Source organism: Winogradskyella sp. (assembly GCF_013213835.1).
Lineage (GTDB): Bacteria > Bacteroidota > Bacteroidia > Flavobacteriales > Flavobacteriaceae > Winogradskyella.
In genome coordinates, this window is sequence record NZ_JABSSU010000004.1 from 209526 (window position 1) to 228296 (window position 18771).

At 33.9% G+C, this 18771-nt stretch carries 20 protein-coding genes; 18 read left to right on the forward strand and 2 right to left on the reverse strand.

The features are described 5' to 3' along the window. The first annotated feature begins 8 nt into the window (after window positions 1-8). The 14 genes from rpmF (at window position 9) to HRU50_RS06810 (ending at window position 11745) form a co-directional block, all read left to right on the forward strand. Window positions 9-212 carry a 50S ribosomal protein L32 gene (gene rpmF / locus HRU50_RS06745; RefSeq protein WP_111683250.1) on the forward strand — a complete coding sequence of 68 codons (204 nt, stop codon included), beginning with the start codon at window positions 9-11 and terminating at the stop codon, window positions 210-212. 180 nt (window positions 213-392) lie between these two features. After that, window positions 393-1391 (forward strand): beta-ketoacyl-ACP synthase III, encoded by a 999-nt coding sequence (locus HRU50_RS06750; protein ID WP_296349516.1) that lies wholly within the window; start codon window positions 393-395, stop codon window positions 1389-1391. A gap of 27 nt (window positions 1392-1418) precedes the next feature. After that, complete coding sequence (gene accB, locus HRU50_RS06755; protein ID WP_296349518.1) at window positions 1419-1904, forward strand: acetyl-CoA carboxylase biotin carboxyl carrier protein; 486 nt, start codon at window positions 1419-1421, stop codon at window positions 1902-1904. 79 nt (window positions 1905-1983) lie between these two features. Next, entirely contained in the window at window positions 1984-3333 is a 1350-nt protein-coding gene (gene accC / locus HRU50_RS06760; RefSeq protein ID WP_296349521.1) for an acetyl-CoA carboxylase biotin carboxylase subunit, read from the forward strand. Window positions 3334-3560: 227 nt separating this feature from the next. Beyond that, entirely contained in the window at window positions 3561-4670 is a 1110-nt protein-coding gene (locus HRU50_RS06765; RefSeq protein WP_296349524.1) for an FAD-dependent oxidoreductase, read from the forward strand. Then, entirely contained in the window at window positions 4670-5119 is a 450-nt protein-coding gene (locus HRU50_RS06770; RefSeq protein ID WP_296349526.1) for a 3-oxoacyl-ACP synthase, read from the forward strand. The genes HRU50_RS06765 and HRU50_RS06770 overlap by 1 nt, the downstream gene beginning before the upstream one ends. Before the next feature lie 63 nt (window positions 5120-5182). Then, a complete protein-coding gene (locus HRU50_RS06775) occupies window positions 5183-5698 on the forward strand; it encodes a YceI family protein (RefSeq protein ID WP_296349529.1) in 516 nt (171 codons plus the stop codon). Further along, on the forward strand, window positions 5695-6828 hold the full coding sequence (locus tag HRU50_RS06780) for an NAD(P)/FAD-dependent oxidoreductase (protein ID WP_296349531.1): 1134 nt from the start codon (window positions 5695-5697) through the stop codon (window positions 6826-6828). Before HRU50_RS06775 ends, HRU50_RS06780 begins: the two co-directional genes overlap by 4 nt. After that, the gene (locus HRU50_RS06785) at window positions 6825-7535 is read left to right on the forward strand and encodes a methyltransferase domain-containing protein (RefSeq protein ID WP_296349532.1); all 711 of its coding nucleotides are present in this window, start codon (window positions 6825-6827) and stop codon (window positions 7533-7535) included. The genes HRU50_RS06780 and HRU50_RS06785 overlap by 4 nt, the downstream gene beginning before the upstream one ends. Beyond that, window positions 7536-8588 carry a type III polyketide synthase gene (locus tag HRU50_RS06790; protein ID WP_296349534.1) on the forward strand — a complete coding sequence of 351 codons (1053 nt, stop codon included), beginning with the start codon at window positions 7536-7538 and terminating at the stop codon, window positions 8586-8588. It begins immediately after the preceding gene. A gap of 58 nt (window positions 8589-8646) precedes the next feature. Then, window positions 8647-9444 carry an SDR family oxidoreductase gene (locus tag HRU50_RS06795; RefSeq protein ID WP_296349536.1) on the forward strand — a complete coding sequence of 266 codons (798 nt, stop codon included), beginning with the start codon at window positions 8647-8649 and terminating at the stop codon, window positions 9442-9444. Between the two features lie 4 nt (window positions 9445-9448). Further along, complete coding sequence (locus tag HRU50_RS06800) at window positions 9449-10027, forward strand: YdeI family protein (protein ID WP_296349538.1); 579 nt, start codon at window positions 9449-9451, stop codon at window positions 10025-10027. A 9-nt stretch (window positions 10028-10036) separates the two neighbouring features. After that, window positions 10037-10474: a hydroxymyristoyl-ACP dehydratase gene (locus HRU50_RS06805; protein ID WP_296349540.1), complete on the forward strand. Its 438-nt coding sequence runs from the start codon at window positions 10037-10039 to the stop codon at window positions 10472-10474. Continuing rightward, window positions 10471-11745 (forward strand): beta-ketoacyl synthase, encoded by a 1275-nt coding sequence (locus HRU50_RS06810; protein ID WP_296349543.1) that lies wholly within the window; start codon window positions 10471-10473, stop codon window positions 11743-11745. Before HRU50_RS06805 ends, HRU50_RS06810 begins: the two co-directional genes overlap by 4 nt. A gap of 54 nt (window positions 11746-11799) precedes the next feature. On the opposite strand, the gene HRU50_RS06815 is transcribed toward HRU50_RS06810, so the two are convergent. Both HRU50_RS06815 and HRU50_RS06820 read right to left on the reverse strand, forming a co-directional pair. Then, on the reverse strand, window positions 11800-12501 hold the full coding sequence (locus HRU50_RS06815; RefSeq protein ID WP_296349545.1) for a response regulator transcription factor: 702 nt from the start codon (window positions 12499-12501) through the stop codon (window positions 11800-11802). Further along, complete coding sequence (locus HRU50_RS06820; protein WP_296349547.1) at window positions 12498-13958, reverse strand: HAMP domain-containing sensor histidine kinase; 1461 nt, start codon at window positions 13956-13958, stop codon at window positions 12498-12500. Before HRU50_RS06820 ends, HRU50_RS06815 begins: the two co-directional genes overlap by 4 nt. A gap of 356 nt (window positions 13959-14314) precedes the next feature. Between HRU50_RS06820 and HRU50_RS06825 the strand changes: the two genes are divergently transcribed. The 4 genes from HRU50_RS06825 to HRU50_RS06840 all read left to right on the forward strand — a co-directional run bounded on the left by HRU50_RS06825 (window position 14315) and on the right by HRU50_RS06840 (window position 18630). Next, window positions 14315-16537 carry a S8 family serine peptidase gene (locus tag HRU50_RS06825; protein WP_296349549.1) on the forward strand — a complete coding sequence of 741 codons (2223 nt, stop codon included), beginning with the start codon at window positions 14315-14317 and terminating at the stop codon, window positions 16535-16537. 96 nt (window positions 16538-16633) lie between these two features. Then, a complete protein-coding gene (locus HRU50_RS06830) occupies window positions 16634-16819 on the forward strand; it encodes a hypothetical protein (protein WP_296349551.1) in 186 nt (61 codons plus the stop codon). A gap of 11 nt (window positions 16820-16830) precedes the next feature. After that, on the forward strand, window positions 16831-17901 hold the full coding sequence (locus HRU50_RS06835; RefSeq protein ID WP_296349552.1) for a hypothetical protein: 1071 nt from the start codon (window positions 16831-16833) through the stop codon (window positions 17899-17901). 6 nt (window positions 17902-17907) lie between these two features. Continuing rightward, window positions 17908-18630 carry a CPBP family glutamic-type intramembrane protease gene (locus HRU50_RS06840; protein ID WP_296349554.1) on the forward strand — a complete coding sequence of 241 codons (723 nt, stop codon included), beginning with the start codon at window positions 17908-17910 and terminating at the stop codon, window positions 18628-18630. Window positions 18631-18771 lie beyond the last annotated feature (141 nt).

Below are 18771 nucleotides of genomic sequence, written 5' to 3' on the forward strand. Positions count from 1 at the left end.
CATTTAAAATGGCACATCCAAAACGTAAAATATCTAGAACAAGAAGAGACAAGAGAAGAACTCACTATAAAGCTTCTGTGCCTCAAATAGCAACTTGCCCTACAACAGGTGAGCCACATTTATACCATAGAGCGCACTGGCACGAAGGAAAGTTATACTACAGAGGTCAGGTTTTAATAGACAATTCTGCAGAAGAAGAAAACTTAGCATAAGTATTATGCACGCATATAAGAAAACGCTCACTTGTGGGCGTTTTTTTTATTTAAATTTTCTGAATAGGGCAAAAACCACTTTATTTGTATAATTATTTGCCAAAAAGTGTTGAAAATCGGCTTAAAACTGCAAGTTTTGAGCATTTTTTTAATATTTGCTAACTAAACTAACAGCTAATAATGAGTAAAATCACAGCAGCTATAACTGGCGTTGGAGGTTATCTTCCTGAATATGTGTTGTCTAATCAAATATTAGAAACCATGGTAGATACCAACGATGAGTGGATAACTACACGTACTGGTATTAAAGAAAGAAGAATACTTAAGGAAGAAGGTAAGGGCTCTTCATTTTTAGCAATAAAAGCAGCAGAAGATTTAATAAACAAAACAGGTGTAGACCCTAAAGACATCGACTTGGTAATTGTGTCTACGGCTACACCAGATATGAAAGCGGCTTCAACAGCAGCTTATACAGCGACACAAATAGGTGCAGTAAATGCATTTTCATATGATTTAGAAGCGGCATGTTCTAGTTTCCTTTTTGGGATGTCAACGGCTGCAGCTTACATAGAATCTGGTCGATACAAAAAAGTATTACTTATTGGCGCAGATAAGAATTCTTCAATGATTAATTATAAAGATAGAGCAACTTGTATCATTTTTGGTGATGGTGCAGGAGCTGTATTATTTGAACCAAATGACGAAGGACTAGGTTTACAGGACGAATTATTGAGAAGCAATGGAGAAGGAAGAGAATTCCTTCATGCACAATATGGCGGTTCTTCGTATCCGATGACGCAAGAAGCTTTTGATGAAGATAAACACTTTGTTTTTCAAGATGGAAAAACGGTATTTAAAAATGCAGTGTTTAACATGGCAGATGTAGCTGAGCGTATTTTAAAAAGAAATAATCTTACCAATAACGATATTGCATGGTTAGCAGCGCATCAAGCAAATAAAAGAATTATTGATGCAACAGCTAACAGAATAAATTTAGAGGAAGAAAAAGTAATGATGAATATCCAAAAATATGGAAATACTACATCAGCGACTTTACCTTTACTTTTATATGACTATGAATCTCAACTAAAGAAAGGCGATAATATTATTTTCGCTGCCTTTGGTGGAGGATTTACATGGGGCTCAATTTATTTTAAGTGGGCTTACAACTCAAACTAAAACTAACTAACAAATATTCTTAAAATTATGGATTTAAAAGAAATTCAGAACTTAATTAGGTTTGTAGCTAAATCTGGCGCAAGCGAAGTTAAGTTAGAAATGGATGATGTTAAAATTACCATTAAAACAGGTTCAGAAAGTGAAACTACAATTGTTCAACAAGTACCTGTACAAGCAGCAGCACCAGTTGTGCAACAAGCACCAGTTCCTGTAGCAGCTGCACCAGTAGCAGAAACTCCTGCACCAGCTGCACCAGCCGCTGATGATTCAAAATACATTACAATTAAGTCACCAATTATCGGAACATTTTACCGTAAGCCTTCACCAGACAAACCAGTATTTGTTGAGGTAGGTACTGACGTAAAAGAAGGTGATGTATTATGTGTTATTGAGGCAATGAAGTTATTTAACGAAATAGAGTCTGAAATTTCAGGTAAAATCGTTAAAGTTCTTGTTGACGACGCTTCACCAGTTGAGTTTGACCAACCATTATTCTTGGTTGACCCATCTTAATTTTAGAACAATTAGAGGTTTAGATGTATAGAAGACATCTAAACATTTCAATTATCTAACTAATCTAAAATACCTAAAGATGTTTAAAAAAATATTAATAGCTAATAGAGGTGAAATAGCACTACGTGTTATTAGAACCTGTAAAGAAATGGGTATCAAAACGGTATCTGTTTACTCTACTGCGGATGCAGATAGTTTGCATGTTAAGTTTGCAGACGAAGCTGTATGTATTGGTCCAGCACCAAGTAGCGAGTCTTATTTAAAGATGGCTAACATTATTGCTGCTGCAGAAATTACCAATGCAGATGCAATTCATCCAGGATATGGTTTCTTATCAGAAAACGCTAAGTTTTCTAAGATTTGTGAAGAGCATGGTATTAAATTTATCGGTGCTTCTGAAGAAATGATTTCAAAAATGGGAGACAAGGCTACAGCAAAGGCAACTATGAAAGCTGCTGGTGTGCCATGTGTTCCAGGAAGTGATGGTATTATTGCAGACTTTGAAGAATGCGAAAAACTAGCTGTTGAAGTTGGTTATCCGGTAATGCTAAAAGCAACTGCTGGTGGTGGTGGAAAAGGTATGCGTGCCGTTTGGAAACCAGAAGACTTAAAGCCAGCATGGGATTCTGCAAGACAAGAATCTAAAGCAGCCTTCGGAAATGATGATATGTACATGGAAAAGCTTATCGAAGAGCCAAGACATATCGAAATTCAGGTTGTAGGAGATTCTACAGGTAGAGCTTGTCATTTATCAGAAAGAGATTGTTCAGTACAACGAAGACATCAAAAGTTAACAGAAGAGGTGCCTTCACCTTTTATGACGGACGAGCTTAGAGATAAAATGGGTAAAGCTGCTGTAAAAGCTGCAGAATATATAAAGTACGAAGGTGCAGGAACGGTTGAATTCCTAGTAGATAAGCACAGAAACTTCTACTTTATGGAAATGAATACACGTATCCAAGTTGAGCATCCAATTACTGAACAAGTTATAGATTTTGACCTTATTAGAGAGCAAATTCTTGTGGCTGCAGGTGTGCCAATTTCGGGTAAAAACTATACACCAAACTTGCATTCTATAGAATGTAGAATCAATGCCGAAGACCCGTTTAACGACTTTAGACCGTCACCAGGTAAGATTACTACATTACATGCGCCAGGTGGACACGGAGTGCGTTTAGACACGCATGTGTATGCAGGTTATAGCATTCCACCAAACTATGATTCTATGATTGCCAAGTTGATTACAACAGCTCAAACCAGAGAAGAAGCAATCAACAAAATGAAGCGTGCATTAGACGAGTTTGTAATTGAAGGTATTAAAACAACCATTCCTTTCCACAGACAATTAATGGACCATCCAGACTATTTAGCAGGTAATTACACCACTAAATTTATGGAAGACTTTGAAATGCAAAAGGAAGAAGAATAATATTAAAACTCCGAAATTTATTTTCGGAGTTTTTTGTCTTTGGGTGTTTCCCTATTGGGGTTTCGATACTCTCAATACTCAATAGCGTCGGGCTATCCGCTATATCTTTTTCTGCCATTCCTGCGTAGGCAGGAATCTCAAAAAAAAGGATGCCGCTTCTATCCCTAACACTTTTGTTTTCCTAAATACTATCGTACATTTACTAATCACTAATCACTAATCACTTCTTGAACCTATCCTATTGGGAAATAAAATCTTGGTTAACCAACGTAGATTATACAATTGTTGGTAGTGGTATTGTTGGACTTAATTGTGCCTTGCAATTGAGACAACGCTTTCCAAAAGCTAATATTCTCATTCTCGAAAAAGGCCTATTACCACAAGGCGCGAGCACAAAAAATGCTGGTTTTGCATGCTTTGGAAGTTTAAGCGAAATCATTGATGATTTAGAATCACATACCGAAGAAGAAGTGTTTCAGCTTGTGAAAAAACGCATCAATGGGCTGCAGCTATTAAGAGAAAATTTAGGTGATAAAACTATTGACTATAAACCGTTTGGTGGTTATGAGCTCTTTTCAAGTCATGATGATTTATTTGAGAAATGTTATGCTAAAAAAAATGATATCAATACGCTTTTAAAGCCATTATTCTCAGATGAGATATTTAGTTTTAAAACGAATGATTTTGGGTTTAAAAATTGTAAAGCTCAGTTAGGATTTAATCAGTTCGAAGGACAAATAGATACTGGAAAAATGATGGAAGCATTGCTTCAAAAAGTCCTTCAGAACGACATTAAAATTTTAAACGGAATTACCGTTAATTCTTTTTCTGATGATACTGATAGTGTAAAAATAAGTACAGATAATTTTGAGTTGAGCACAAAGAAATTATGCATTGCAACCAATGGTTTTGCTTCAAAATTAAATATTGATAGTGTTAAACCTGCACGAGCACAAGTACTTATTACAAAACCAATACAAGATTTGCACATTAAAGGTACGTTTCACTTAGACCAAGGTTATTATTATTTCAGAAATATTGATGATAGAATCTTGTTTGGTGGCGGCAGAAATTTAGATTTTAATGGTGAAGAAACATCTGAATTTGGCGAAACAGAACTCATTCAAAACGAGTTAGAAAACATACTTAAAACTACAATTTTACCAGAGACGGAATTTGAAATAGACCACAGATGGTCTGGTATTATGGGTGTTGGTTCTCAGAAGAACGCGATAGTAGAACAACTCAGTAACCATGTCTATTGTGGTGTCCGTTTAGGCGGAATGGGAGTTGCTATTGGTAGTAGTGTTGGTAAAGATTTAGCAGATTTAGTGTAATGACCGTTAAACAACAATTACATCAACAATGTGAAACCTTTTTAAACAAAAGGTTAGAGGTGATTCAAAATACAATCTCAGATATTGAAAAGGCCTTAACATCAGAGACCAAAAGTACCGCAGGTGACAAACACGAAACTGGTAGAGCCATGCTTCAACTAGAACGAGAAAAAGCAGGTCAGCAGCTTGCTGAATTACAGAAACAATTTCTAGTTTTAAATAAGATTAATATCTCTCAAAACCACAGCACAATTGCACTTGGTAGTATTGTGTATACAACACAGTCAAATTATTTTATAAGCACAGGTGTCGGTGAAGTAGTATATAATGACGACACATTTTTTGCTATTTCACTAGGTTCTCCAATTGCAAGATTATTAGTAGGTAAAACTATTAATGAGACTTTTAAATTTCGTGATAAGGAAATAACAATCACAAAAATTATCTAAAATTGAGGCACTTACGTTTTTTCCTTTAAAAACTATTGTAACTTCACAAGTAAATTAGATCCTGTGATTCGTTTTATTCAAGTTATAATTATTGCATTAATAGGCATTGGTAATGCCCAAAAAACCAATTCAATTGATTTTGTTATTAAAAATTTGGGTGTTAATGTAGATGGACATTTTAATTCATTTGAAATTAATACACAATTTAATACGAAAGGAGACTTAGTTTCAATTTATGGTAAAGTTGAGGTCAAATCTATTGAAACAGGCATTGAGAGCAGAGACGAACACTTATTAAAGGAGGATTATTTTCACCAAAGCAAATATCAATATATAATTCTCGAAAGTACTTCCATGACAAAAAATGATGACAACACCTATAGCGTTTTAGCAACGTTAACCATCAAAGGAAAAACTAAGAATATTTCAATTCCACTTACTTTAGAAAGACAACAGAACAGGATCTTTATTGCATCTGCGTTTGAAATTAACCGGAAAGACTTTGGTGTTGGTGGAAGCAGTTTTATTTTAGGAAAAACCGTTAAAGTACAAGTAAAGCATTATCATAATTTACTATGAAAGCACCTAATGTTGATGTGGTTGTAATTGGTGGTGGATTAGCCGGTTTATGCTGCGCCATTCACCTTGTAAAGCATCAATTTAAGGTAGTATTAGTAGAAAAGAATAATTATCCAAAACATAAAGTTTGTGGTGAATATGTGTCTAATGAGGTACTTCCTTATTTAGAGTATCTTGGTTTTGACCCTTTTAATTTTGGGGCAAAAGCCATCACAAAATTTCAGTTGACCACACATAACAATAAAAGTATTGAAGCTAAGTTACCTCTTGGAGGTTTTGGTATCAGTCGTTATAAAATGGATTATGAGCTGTTCTTACTTGCGAAGAAAGAAGGAGTTAAGATTATTCAAGATTCTGTGGTTGATGTCCAATTCAATAATGACACTTTCAGCACTAAAATGAAGGTAAATGATGTGGTTACATCTAAATTGGTCGTTGGTGCTTTTGGAAAACGCTCTAATCTCGATATTCAATTTAAACGCGATTTTATAAAAAAGAAATCGCCGTACCTTGGTGTAAAATTGCATGTTAAGGGAGAATTTCCAGAGAATAAAGTGGCCTTGTACAATTTTAAAGGAGGTTATTGTGGGGTTTCAAAAATTGAGAATAATCACATAAATCTTTGTTACATCACAAGTTTTGACGCTTTTAAAGTTTACAAGGATATTCAGCATTTTCAAGAAGCTATTGTCTTTAAAAACGAACTGTTGAAGACAATTTTTAAATCTTCAAATCAAGTATTTGATCATCCCTTAACCATAAGTCAGATTTCTTTTGAAACTAAAAAACCGGTTGAGAACCATATGATTATGTGTGGTGATTCCGCGGGCATGATTCATCCACTTTGTGGTAACGGAATGGGAATGGCCATACGCAGTGCAAAGTTAGCTTCAGATGTTATGATTGAATATTTAAATCAGAACATTCCAACGCGTGAAAAGCTTGAAAGCGCATATATAAAGTCATGGAAAAAAAATTTCAAATTAAGGCTCAGTGTTGGACACATCATTGCATATTTATTTAGACAAGATTGGTTGGCGCCAAAATTACTCGTACTTTTAAGAGGGTTACCATTTTTAGTGCCACAAATTATTAGGATGACACATGGAAAACCTATTAAAGTAAAGTGAGTTTATTCATCGATACTACATATAGAAGTAATGCTACTGAGATTATGGACGATTTTTCCATAAAAGGAGAATTGTTGCGCGATACTCTCGATAAACTGGGAAAAATAAATAAATGGCTTGGCGGAAATAATGTTACTATTAATGGCGTAGAACAATTATTAAAAGATCAAGATAAATCTAAAACCTATACGATTATTGATTTGGGCTGTGGACATGGTGATATGTTGCGGTTAGTTGCGGATTTTGGAAGAAAACAAGGGTTTAAGTTTAAGCTTATAGGTATAGATGCGAATGAAGATGCTGTTGCTTACGCACAAGAATTGTCAAATGATTATGCAGCATTGAGTTTTCAAAAACTTGATATTTTTTCTGAGGAATTCAAAGATTTAAAATATGATATCGCCTTATCGACATTGTTTTTACATCATTTTAAAGAAAATGAAATTGAGCATATGTTAAAGCAGTTAGCATCAAATGCCAATATAGGTATAGTGATTAATGACTTGCATCGCAGTACATTGGCTTATGGATTATTTAAGTTGTTAGGATTATTTATCTCTAATGACATGATTGTGCAAGATGGATTAACGTCTATTTTAAGATCATTTAAAAGAAATGAATTAGAAAGCCACTCAGATCAACTGCAACTAAAATCACAAATTCATTGGAAATGGGCATTTCGCTACCAATGGCTAATAAGAACTTAAATGGCTGTAAGAATTACATCGGTTGCAAAGCAACTACCAAAATATACCCGTAAAACAAAGGATATTTTACCATATGTTGAACTCTGGTTAGAAGGGCAAGACGAACGTTTTAGGCGCAAAGTTTTAAAAATCTTTGAAAATGCAGCGGTTGATAAAAGGTATTCTATTATGGACGCAGAAGATGTTTTTTTAAAGACATCTTTTGAAGAAAAAAATGACATTTACGCACGCGAATGTGTAAAACTTGCAGAGCAAAGTTTGGTTAAAGCCTTAGATAAAGCCAAATTACAACCAGCAGATATTGACTATATTATTACCGTTTCTTGTACAGGGATTATGATTCCGTCTTTAGACGCCTTTTTAATTAATAGTTTAAAGATGCGACGAGATATTGTGCGCTTACCGGTTACTGAAATGGGTTGTGCTGCCGGAGTTTCGGGGATTTTATACGCAAAGAATTTTTTAAAATCCAACCCCAATAAACGCGCTGCAGTAGTAGCTGTAGAATCACCAACAGCTACGTTTCAATTAGACGATTACTCCATGGTTAATATTGTGAGTGCAGCAATTTTTGGTGATGGTTGCGCTAGTGTAATTCTATCCTCTTACGAAGATGAAGAAGGTCCTGAAATTTTAGATGAAGCTATGTATCATTTTTACGATGCTGCACATATGATGGGATTTAAACTGCGAAATACAGGTCTTCAAATGGTATTAGATCAATCCGTGCCTCAAACCATTGCAGATCATTTCCCTAAAATCATTCATCCGTTTTTAGAGCAAAATAATTTAACCATTGCAGAGATTGACCATTTGGTGTTTCATCCTGGTGGCAAAAAAATTGTACAAACTGTCGAAGAACTATTTGGTGATTTAGGTAAAAACATTGACGACACAAAAGAGGTGTTACGCCTCTATGGTAATATGAGTAGCGCGACTGTTCTTTATGTTTTAGAACGATTTATGGATAGAGATTTACCAAAAGGTGACAAAGGGATAATGCTCAGTTTTGGGCCTGGTTTTTCGGCACAACGTATCTTATTAGAATGGTGACAAAATTAATGTTTTGTCATGCTGAACTTGTTTCAGCATCTCACTAATACAAAGAAGAATGATTAAAGAATTTAAACATAGAAATGAATGGGCACTTATTTTAGGTGGAAGTAGTGGTTTAGGTCTTGCTACAGCTAAAAAATTGGCTAAGCACGGTCTAAATATTTGCATTGTACATCGTAATTCTAGAATGCAACAAGAAGCTATTTTAAGAGAATTTGAAATCATTAAGAAAGAAGGTGTAGAATTCAAGTCATTTAACAGTGATGCCTTTAAACCTGAAAAGCGGAATGAGATAATTGATACATTAAAATTGTCTTTGGGTAAGGAAAATAAAATTAAATCCTTGGTACATAGTGTGGCAAAGGGAAATTTAAAACCTATGGTGTCAGATGAAAATAATGAACTTAAACATGATGATTTTGCACTAACGATTCAAGCAATGGGCATCAGTTTATATGATTGGTTTAAGTCAATTTTTGATGCTGATCTTTTTGCGTCAGATGCACGTGTCATTAGCTTTACGAGTGAAGGCAATACAAAAGCATGGCAAAACTATGCTGCTGTTTCTGCAGCAAAGGTTACGCTTGAGGCCATTACAAGAAATATTGCACTTGAGTTTGCCGCACACGGCATAAAAGCCAATTGCATACAAGCTGGTGTGACTGATACTGCATCATTACGAATGATTCCAGGTAACGAACAGATTATAAATCACACATTAAAACGAAATCCTTATAAACGTCTCACCACGCCCGAAGACGTAGCTAATGCGGTGTATTTATTAACTAAGGATGAAGCCTCTTGGATTACAGGAACTATCATTCCTGTTGATGGAGGTGAACATTTAAGATGAGAACATGATTAAAACTGACAATTTTGAAAAAGTTGAGGTTAACTCATCACGTGAGCTTAGAAATTGGTTATCAGTGCATTATAATCAAACCGAAAGTGTTTGGTTGGTTACCTATAAAAAAGACACACCTGAAAAGTATGTGTCAACTTCTGAAATATTGGATGAATTACTTTGCTTTGGTTGGATTGATGGTATTAGAAGAAAGCTAGATGATGACAAAACTATGCAGTTAATTTCAAAACGAAAGGCACAACATTGGGCTAAAACTTACAAAGACAGAGCTGAAAAACTCATTTCAGAAAATCGTATGGCACCTTCTGGTTACAAGAGTATTAAGGCTTCAAAAGAGAATGGAATGTGGGATTTTATGAATGATGTAGACATGCTCATAAAACCAGACGATTTAGAAAAGGAATTGTCAGAACAACCTGAGGCACTGGCTTTTTTTGATGCTATAAACGATTCAAGTAAGCGTTTTGTGTTGAGATGGATTAAATTGGCAAAGACAGACAAGACTAGAAAAAATCGAATTAAAAAAATTGTTCAATTATCCGCTAAAGGAGAAAAACTAAAAGGCAGTTAAACGGCAAATATGGAAATTTCAAAAATTATTAAACTATTACCATATGAAGCTCCGTTTCTTTTTGTTGACGAGATTGTTACGATTACTGAAGCTGGTGTTAAGGGAAGCTATACTTTCGATGAAGAGGCCTTTTTTTATAAAGGGCATTTTAAAAATAACCCAATTACGCCTGGTGTTATTTTAACGGAATGTATGGCCCAGATCGGATTAGTATGTTTAGGTATTTATTTATTGGCAAATGAATTAGATAGTTCTAAACAACCACAAATAGCTTTAACAGCAAATCAAATAGATTTTTACTTACCTGTTTTACCAGGTGAAAAAGTAGTTGTAGTATCTGAAAAAGAGGTGTTTCGGTTTAACAAGTTAAAATGTAAAGTAAAAATGTTCAATAGTAAAGATGAGCTAGTTGCTAGAGGATTAATTTCAGGAATGTTGAAAATATGACGAATCGCGTAGTTATTACAGGTCTTGGTGTTGTAGCACCAAATGGTGTGGGATTAGAGGCTTTTACAAAAGCGCTTAAAGATGGCGTCTCTGGTATTACGTTTCATCAAGATCTTAATGATTTGAATTTCTCATGTCAGATTGGTGGAATCCCTCAAATTTCAGACGAATTAAAATCAAAATATTTTACAAATCTACAATTACGAGGCTTTAATAGTTCTGGTATTCTTTATGGTTGTATGGCAGGTGTTGATGCATGGAAAGACGCAGGTTTTGATGTCAATGAAAAATCAGAATTAGATTATGATACAGGACTCATTTTCGGAACTGGAACTTCAGGTGTAGAAAAGTTTCGAGAGGCCATTTACAAACTAGACGAAGGTAATGTAAGACGCTTAGGAAGTACAGTGGTATTACAAACCATGGCTAGTGGAGTTAGTGCATATCTAAGCGGAATGCTAGGTTTGGGGAATCAGGTAACTACAAATTCATCAGCATGCACAACAGGGACAGAAGCTTTACTATTGGGCTTTGATAGAATACAGAACGGTAAAGCTAAACGAATGTTAGTTGGAAGTTGTAGTGATCATGGCCCTTATGTTTGGGGAGGATTTGATGCTATGCGTGTAATGACATACAAACACAATGCAACACCACAAGAAGGTTCTCGCCCAATGAGTGAAACCGCATCTGGTTTTGTGCCCGGTAGCGGAGCTGGTGCTATTGTAATTGAGTCCTTAGAAAGTGCCTTAGAAAGAGGAGCTAAAATATATGCTGAAGTTTTAGGCGGCGAAGTCAATTCCGGAGGTCAACGCAATGGTGGTACTTTAACAGCGCCTAATCCAGAAGCTGTAAAACGATGTATTTCAGTAGCATTGGAAAATGCTAATGTAAAAAACACTGAAGTAGATGTGATAAATGGTCATCTTACAGCGACTAGTAAAGATGCTTTGGAAATCCAAAATTGGAGTGAAGCCTTAAATCGAAGAGGTCAAGACTTTCCATACATAAATTCAACCAAGTCTTTAGTAGGCCATTGTCTTGCTGCCGCTGGTGCTATAGAGTGTGTTGCTAGTGTTATTCAGCTAAATGAACAGTTCATAGCACCAAACAAAAATTGTGAGGACTTACATCCTGAAATTCAAAAACTTGTAGACCGCAAAAGAATACCACAAAAAGAATATGTGTATAACTTTGATGTACTGGCTAAAGCTAGCTTTGGCTTTGGTGATGTTAATGCTTGTGTTTTATTTAAGAGATTTAAGGAATAATCCCAGTGAAATTTTAGATTATAGATTTTTGCTCAAATAAAGATAGATATGCTTCTACCGAGTAACGGTTAAAATAAATCCAGTACTATGTAAATTATTTATTTCAATATTATGTAGCTCGTCCTTATTGAGGTATTTCCTTAGTTTACTAATATAGACATTCATGCTCTGTTTAGTGAAATAGTCATCATTTTTCCAGATTTTCATCATTGCTTCAGTATGCGAAAGAACTTGGTCCTTTTTCTCGCAAAGTAATCTTAATAATTCTGCTTCTTTTGGACTTAAATTAGTTACTTCACCATTTAATTCTAATGACCTTCTACCAAAATCAAAGTTAAAATTACCAATCTTAAACTGAGCCGCAGAAGAGGGTTTCGTATTTTTAGCTCTCGGTAAAAGAATATTCAATTTTAAAAGTAAAATTTCAGGATCAAAAGGTTTAATTAAATAATCTAATGCTCCCAAGTTATAACCTTTAACCTGATCTTCTTTAAGTGCTTTAGCAGTTAAAAAGATAAATGGAAAATCATTATTAATTTTTAGAATTCGTTCAGCTAAGTTAAATCCGTCTACAAGTGGCATCATTATATCGAAAATACCAATGTCAAACTTTTTTTTCGAAAACATTTCAAAAGCATCTTCACCATCAGTACAAAGTTCAACTTGATAACTATTCATCTCTAAAAATATCTTTAGCATCATACCAAAGTTGGTATCATCCTCTGCTATTAATACATTAAATTTCTTATCCTTCATATCGTTGGTAATAATATTGTAAACGTACTTCCTTCATTTGGACTACTTTTTAAATGAATTTTTCCGTTATGAGCTTCTACTATAGATTTGACATAGTTTAATCCTAATCCAAACCCTTTAATTTTATGTAAATTTCCCGTAGGAACACGATAAAACTGATCGAAAATGTACTTTTGATCTAAGGCGCTTATACCAATGCCATTATCTGTGATTCTTAAAACAACGTATTCTCCTTTATTAGAGGTTTGAATATGAATAACCTTATTATTACTAGAGTATTTTATAGCATTATCAAGTAAATTAGACACTAAGTTTAATAGATGAAAGGCATCACCATTTAATATATAATTTGCAGCAAAAAGCTCTGATGACATTGTATCGTTATCCCCTAATTTTGACCTATTATTATTGATAGATTCTTCTATAATTTCATGAAAATCTAATTCTTCTTTCTTTAATTGATAAGCTTTATTATTAAGTACTGCGGCTTTTAATACTTGTTCTACTTGTCCATTTAATCGCTCATTTTCCGTTTTAATAACCTTGGTAAATTGCTTAATAGCCTTAGGGTTTTTTACAACATCATCATTTTCAATATTTGCAAGCGCAAAGTTTATTGTTGCAATTGGTGTTTTAAATTCGTGCGTGACGTTATTGATAAAATCAATCTTCATTTTAGAAAACTGTTTGTGTTTAAAAAGCATTCGCGCCGCAAAACCAAAACATACAAAGGAAATTAAGACGAGACCTGTTGATGAAATAATAGAGCTTAATAACTCTTTTCTTAGCACCGCTTTATATTGCGGAAAATACAACTTTAATGTCTCATTATCAGTAAATGGATAGCTGTATGAAGTCTCTGAATATTTTGAGGAATTGGAGATATTAGTTGCATAGCCATATTGCTGTAATGAGGTATTATAAAATGCAATTTCAACTTCTGTATCTATGCCATTATCATAAAGTTTATTTCTAATTAAAGAATCTAATGGGAATATTTCTGCAACACTTTCAGTATGATCTTCACAGTCCGCGCAATATTGAATACTTCTTAAAACATAAAACTCTTTAAGCCGCTTATTTTCTTTACGTCTGGTTTCTTCTAATTCTTTTTGAAATTTTAAAAATTGGGTTTTTCTGATTTTTGGTAAAAGCGTATCAGGTGTAAAATCTAATAAAGGATAAGGTTGTGCACTTTGAGCGATAAGGACACTAAAGGTACTGTCTATATTTGTGTACATAGAATTGTAACTTTCCTTATCTTCTGTATTTGAGGTATGGCTATTCCATAAACCATATACACCTCCTACTTCTCTAATAGCTTGCTCTACATCATTTTTAAAATTCTCTTTGTTCTTCTGATATTGTTTTTCTACCGTACTAATTTGTAAACCAAGCATTAGACCAGCCGGTAAAGCAATGAGTACTATAATTATATAGTAAACAGATTTTTTCATACTTAAATATATATAAGAATCTAAGATTAACTCAATCCTTTAAGGTTTCTTTTAGCTTTTTAAGTTTTCCTTTAGTTTATAGTATCTGAAACGAATACATCTAAATAAAATTTAAGTTTTAATTAAATCAATTTTGAACTTTCATTAATTAACAGATGATTGAAATAGGCGTCTCTTTGTTGTGTTAACACATGTAAGTCTAATCAAACTTAGTTTGAAAGATATAAATCTTAAAAATCATTTAATAAGCACATGAAAAAAAAGCTAATCACAGTCTTACTTGCTATTCTTCTTTTTCTCATAGGTGGTTATATAGGGTTTTATGTTTTACCAAACTATTTTTAAAACATTCAATCATGGAAAAACTAAAATTAATATGCATTCAATTGCTAATTTTCACATCATTTATTTCAATAGCTCAAAACAAAATTGAGATTAATAAAGCAGACGATTTACCAAGACGTTCTGTAACGCTTAATGGTACAGCTGTTGATATCGTTAACGATAATGAACAATTACTGAGGCTAACAAATGACCTCATTAAAAATTTAGAGGAGGATTTAGATAAATACCAAATTAATGACAAAGCTTCATTAAAGAGCTATTATATCAGCCTAGCTACATGTTACATGTATAAAAAAGATATTGAAAAAGCCATAAACCTTATTAATAAAGCGCGTGATTTAGAAGATAAAGAAGGATCAAAGCTAACCATGGGTCTTTTTATAAAATCTTTTAATAGTGCATATAATCAAAATAAAGATATAACCTCAGATCAATTTAAGGATGTATTTACAAAATCATATACTGACGCATGGGAGAAATTGCCATATGAGAAGATAAAGGATGAACTCGAATCGCAAAGGGGAAGCTTAAGTATTTTTAATCCTAATTTAATAACATCAAGTTTAGAAAGTCAAATTCAGCCTTATTTAGACAATAACAACAATGTGGTTCCAGAAGGTTTAGTACTTAGTTTTATTGGGATAAGACTAGAATTAGATTATAGATCTAAATTGGTTCCGAGCATGCTAAATGTTGTGAACACTATTTATGAGGCTAATAAATCTAATGTTGTTAAAAATGACATTTGGTTAGATAGAGATGTGTCTTTAAACAACATAAAAGAAGGAAAACCTGTAGTGGTTGCTGTTTGGGATAGTGGTACAGACGTGAGTGTTTTTCCTGAAGCGCTTTTACATAAAGATAAAGACGGTAAAAATGGTATAGGCTACGATCTTATAAAATATAAGAATGACGACTTACTCTTAGATGATCCAAACGGAAAAATCAAATCTGACATTAGTCGTCTACAGGTACTAACTAAAGGATTTATGGACCTTCAGGCCTCTATAGAAAGTCCAGAAGTTATGGAGGTGCGTAAAACTATGGCCTCTTTAAAGCCAGAAGAAGCACAAGCATTTCAAGAAGAATTAGGGTTTTATGGAAATTATGCACACGGTACTCATGTTGCAGGTATTGCTATGAAAGATAATCCGTTTGCGCGATTATTGGTTGTTAGAATGGGATTTGATTACCGTTCTCAGCCACCCGCACATACGTTAGACCAAGCAAAGTTTCAAGCAGATATGTATAAAGACATTGTGGCATACTTAAAATTTAATAAAGTTAGAGTGGTAAACATGAGCTGGAGATATGGTGTTGCTGCATATGAAGGTTTGTTGGCATTAAATGGGGTTGGAAAAGATGAAGAAGACAGGAAGAAAATGGCAAGAAAAATGTTTGAAATTGAAAAGAAAGCTCTGTACAATGCTTTTAAATCTGCACCAGAAATCTTATTTATTTGCGGAGCTGGGAATGAGAATAATGCTGCTGAGTTTGTTGAGTATATTCCTGCATCGTTTCATGACTTGCCAAACCTAATTACCATCGGCGCTGTTGATAATGAAGGTAAGAAAACAAGCTTTACAACTGAAGGTAAAGGCATTAATATATATGCTAATGGTTTTGAAATAGAGAGTTATGTTCCTGGTGGTGCAAAGGTTAAATTCTCTGGTACCTCAATGGCTTCACCTAATGTCGCTAATCTGGCAGCCAAAATATTAGCCCTAAAACCTAATCTAACACCAGAAGAAGTAATTAAATTAATTGAAAAAGGATCAGATCCTTTACCAGAAGATGCTAACTTATTGCTTTTAAATCCTAGGAAAAGTCTACAATTAATTGACCCTTCAATTGGATCAAAATCAGTCTCTAAGTTGAGTTTACTAAAAAGATGGAAACCAGATACTAATACTGCCAAGCTCATGGCTCAGGATTATTTAGAGCAGGTAAAATCACAAAGTCCAGAACAAGCTAAAGCTATGGAAGCCCAAAAAGGTGTATTAGAACAAATGTTTGCACAAATTATTTTTGAATACAAGGCAGATGGTAGTTTAGATGTAAATATTCCAAATTCGCCAAAGCAGGTTGGTACATGGAAGTTAAGTGAGGATAATAAGATGATTACTACCCAAATGGCAGGGCAATCAGAAAATGAATCTATAGAAATTTTATCAGAGAATGAGCTTCACACGATCTCTTCAAAGGGAAAAAAGTATAAGTATATAGCCCAATAGTTTATTACATGTAGATGAAACCAGATAAGAGAATACTTGTCTGGTTTAATTTCTGATATTTAGAAATATGTCACAAGACATTAAAAATTTTGAAAAGTGAATACAAAAAAACAAAACATACTAAAACTTGTTGTATTGGCAATATCACTATTAATCCTAGTAGAATTCTTTATAGGTGTATTCACTTGGAATGAGCATTGGTGGATACTTACAGCATGGTTTTTACCTTTTTTAGGCGGTATGTATTACTTGAAGGAAAACAAAACTGACAATGCGAATTAACACTATTAACTATGAAAACATATTTTTTAAACTTAGCCCTAATACTTTTTACATTATCAACCTTACAAGCTCAAGATTATGTTTGGGAAAAATTAGAAACCGAACCATATCGCGGTAAGCAAGATGATATAGATTTTATAAATAAAGATATCGGTTGGTATATTAATGGTCACGGAAAAATCTTTAACACCAAAGACGGTGGAATAACCTGGACAAAGCAATTAGAACAGCAAGGCACATTCTTTAGAACTGTAGAGTTTATAGATGAAAATGTGGGATTTGCAGGTACTGTTGGTACAGACTACTTTCCAAATGTCACAGACACTATACCACTGTATGGCACAAAAGATGGCGGAAAAACCTGGAAGCCTATCAATTATTCAGGACCTTATGTCAAAGGACTTTGTGCAATGGATGTTGTTAAAGAGGAGTATGTCAATCACGGAAAGTTAGACTATAAATATCATATTTATGCTGTTGGTCGTGTTGGCAGTCCGGCAAACTTTATGGTATCTCATGACAGTGGTGAAACTTGGGAATCAAAATCTATGAACGAGGAGTGTAAAATGTTGTTTGATATAAAAATGTTTAATAAAAATATTGGTTTTGCTTGTGCTGCAAGCAGTGAAGATATTACCAAAGCTAATGCCGTAATTTTAAAAACCACCGATGGCGGCGAGACATGGAAAAAGGTTTACCAATCTATCAGACCATATGAGTTAACGTGGAAAGCATCTTTTCCGTCAGAAAAAGTGGGTTACGTTACCATACAATCATACAATCCAGATCCTAATGTTAAGCAACAGCGTGTCGCTAAAACCATTGATGGTGGTGAAACATGGACCGAAATTAACTTAGTAGAAGACCACCAAGCCCGACAATTTGGCGTTGGTTTTATTACTGAAAATCATGGTTATGTTGGTACAGTACATTCAGGTTACGAAACCAGGGATGGTGGAGAAACCTGGACACCAGTAGATATGGGTATGGCGTGCAACAAAATAAAGATCTATAATAATGATGAGCATATTTATGGTTATGCCATTGGTGTAAACGTATTAAAGTTAAACACCTCAAAATAAGATCATATGAAAAGTACATTAATTGAGTTGTTTCAATATTTAAAACGACCTCATGTTATAAAAAATATTGAAAAACCGATAAAAAGCAATTTAGTAAAACTGTTTTACTTATTTCTGTTTACCTATGTATTAAAAGTGACATGGTTGCTTACCATAAACTCGTACATAAGAGAGAAATACGCTGTAGAACGGAGTGAAATTGCAGACACTGAACAGCAATCTTTATGGGTCTTTTTTTTATTAGCAGTTATTGTATATCCTGTTGTAGAGGAATTTATATTTAGATATCATCTAAAGGCTAAAAAAATCATATCACTCATTATAATTTGTCTCATTACCATGTTAAGCGGTTATTGGTTGGTTAAAGGATTTAATTTGCCATCGCTATTAATAAAACGGATAGTTTTAATTGCTGCATCTATTATTCCTGCAGCCCTAATAATTTTTATTTACATTAAAAAACTGAAAACAAAACAATTAGATACTTTCTACGATAAATGGTTTTTTATACCATTTTACATGTCAGTTTTCGCTTTTGCTTTAGTTCATGCTTTTAACTTCGAGGTTTCAGGAAGTGCATTTTTAATAATTCCGTTCATCATACCCATGCTAATTTCAGGGATGGTACTTGGTTATGCCAGAATAAAATATGGCATGTGGGCTAATATAGCCTTACATGTGGGCTTTAACTTGAGCACATTTATTTTAGATAAAGTATTTGGCATTTAAGTTGTACCATTTTTAGAAATAATAAGGCTAGTGTTTAAGAATAGATTTGTTTTGGCCACTTATGGAAATAGGTACTAAAGCAAAGTAAGCTTAGGTTTTTACCAAATAACGGCTTGTGTTTTATTTAAGCGATTTATAGCG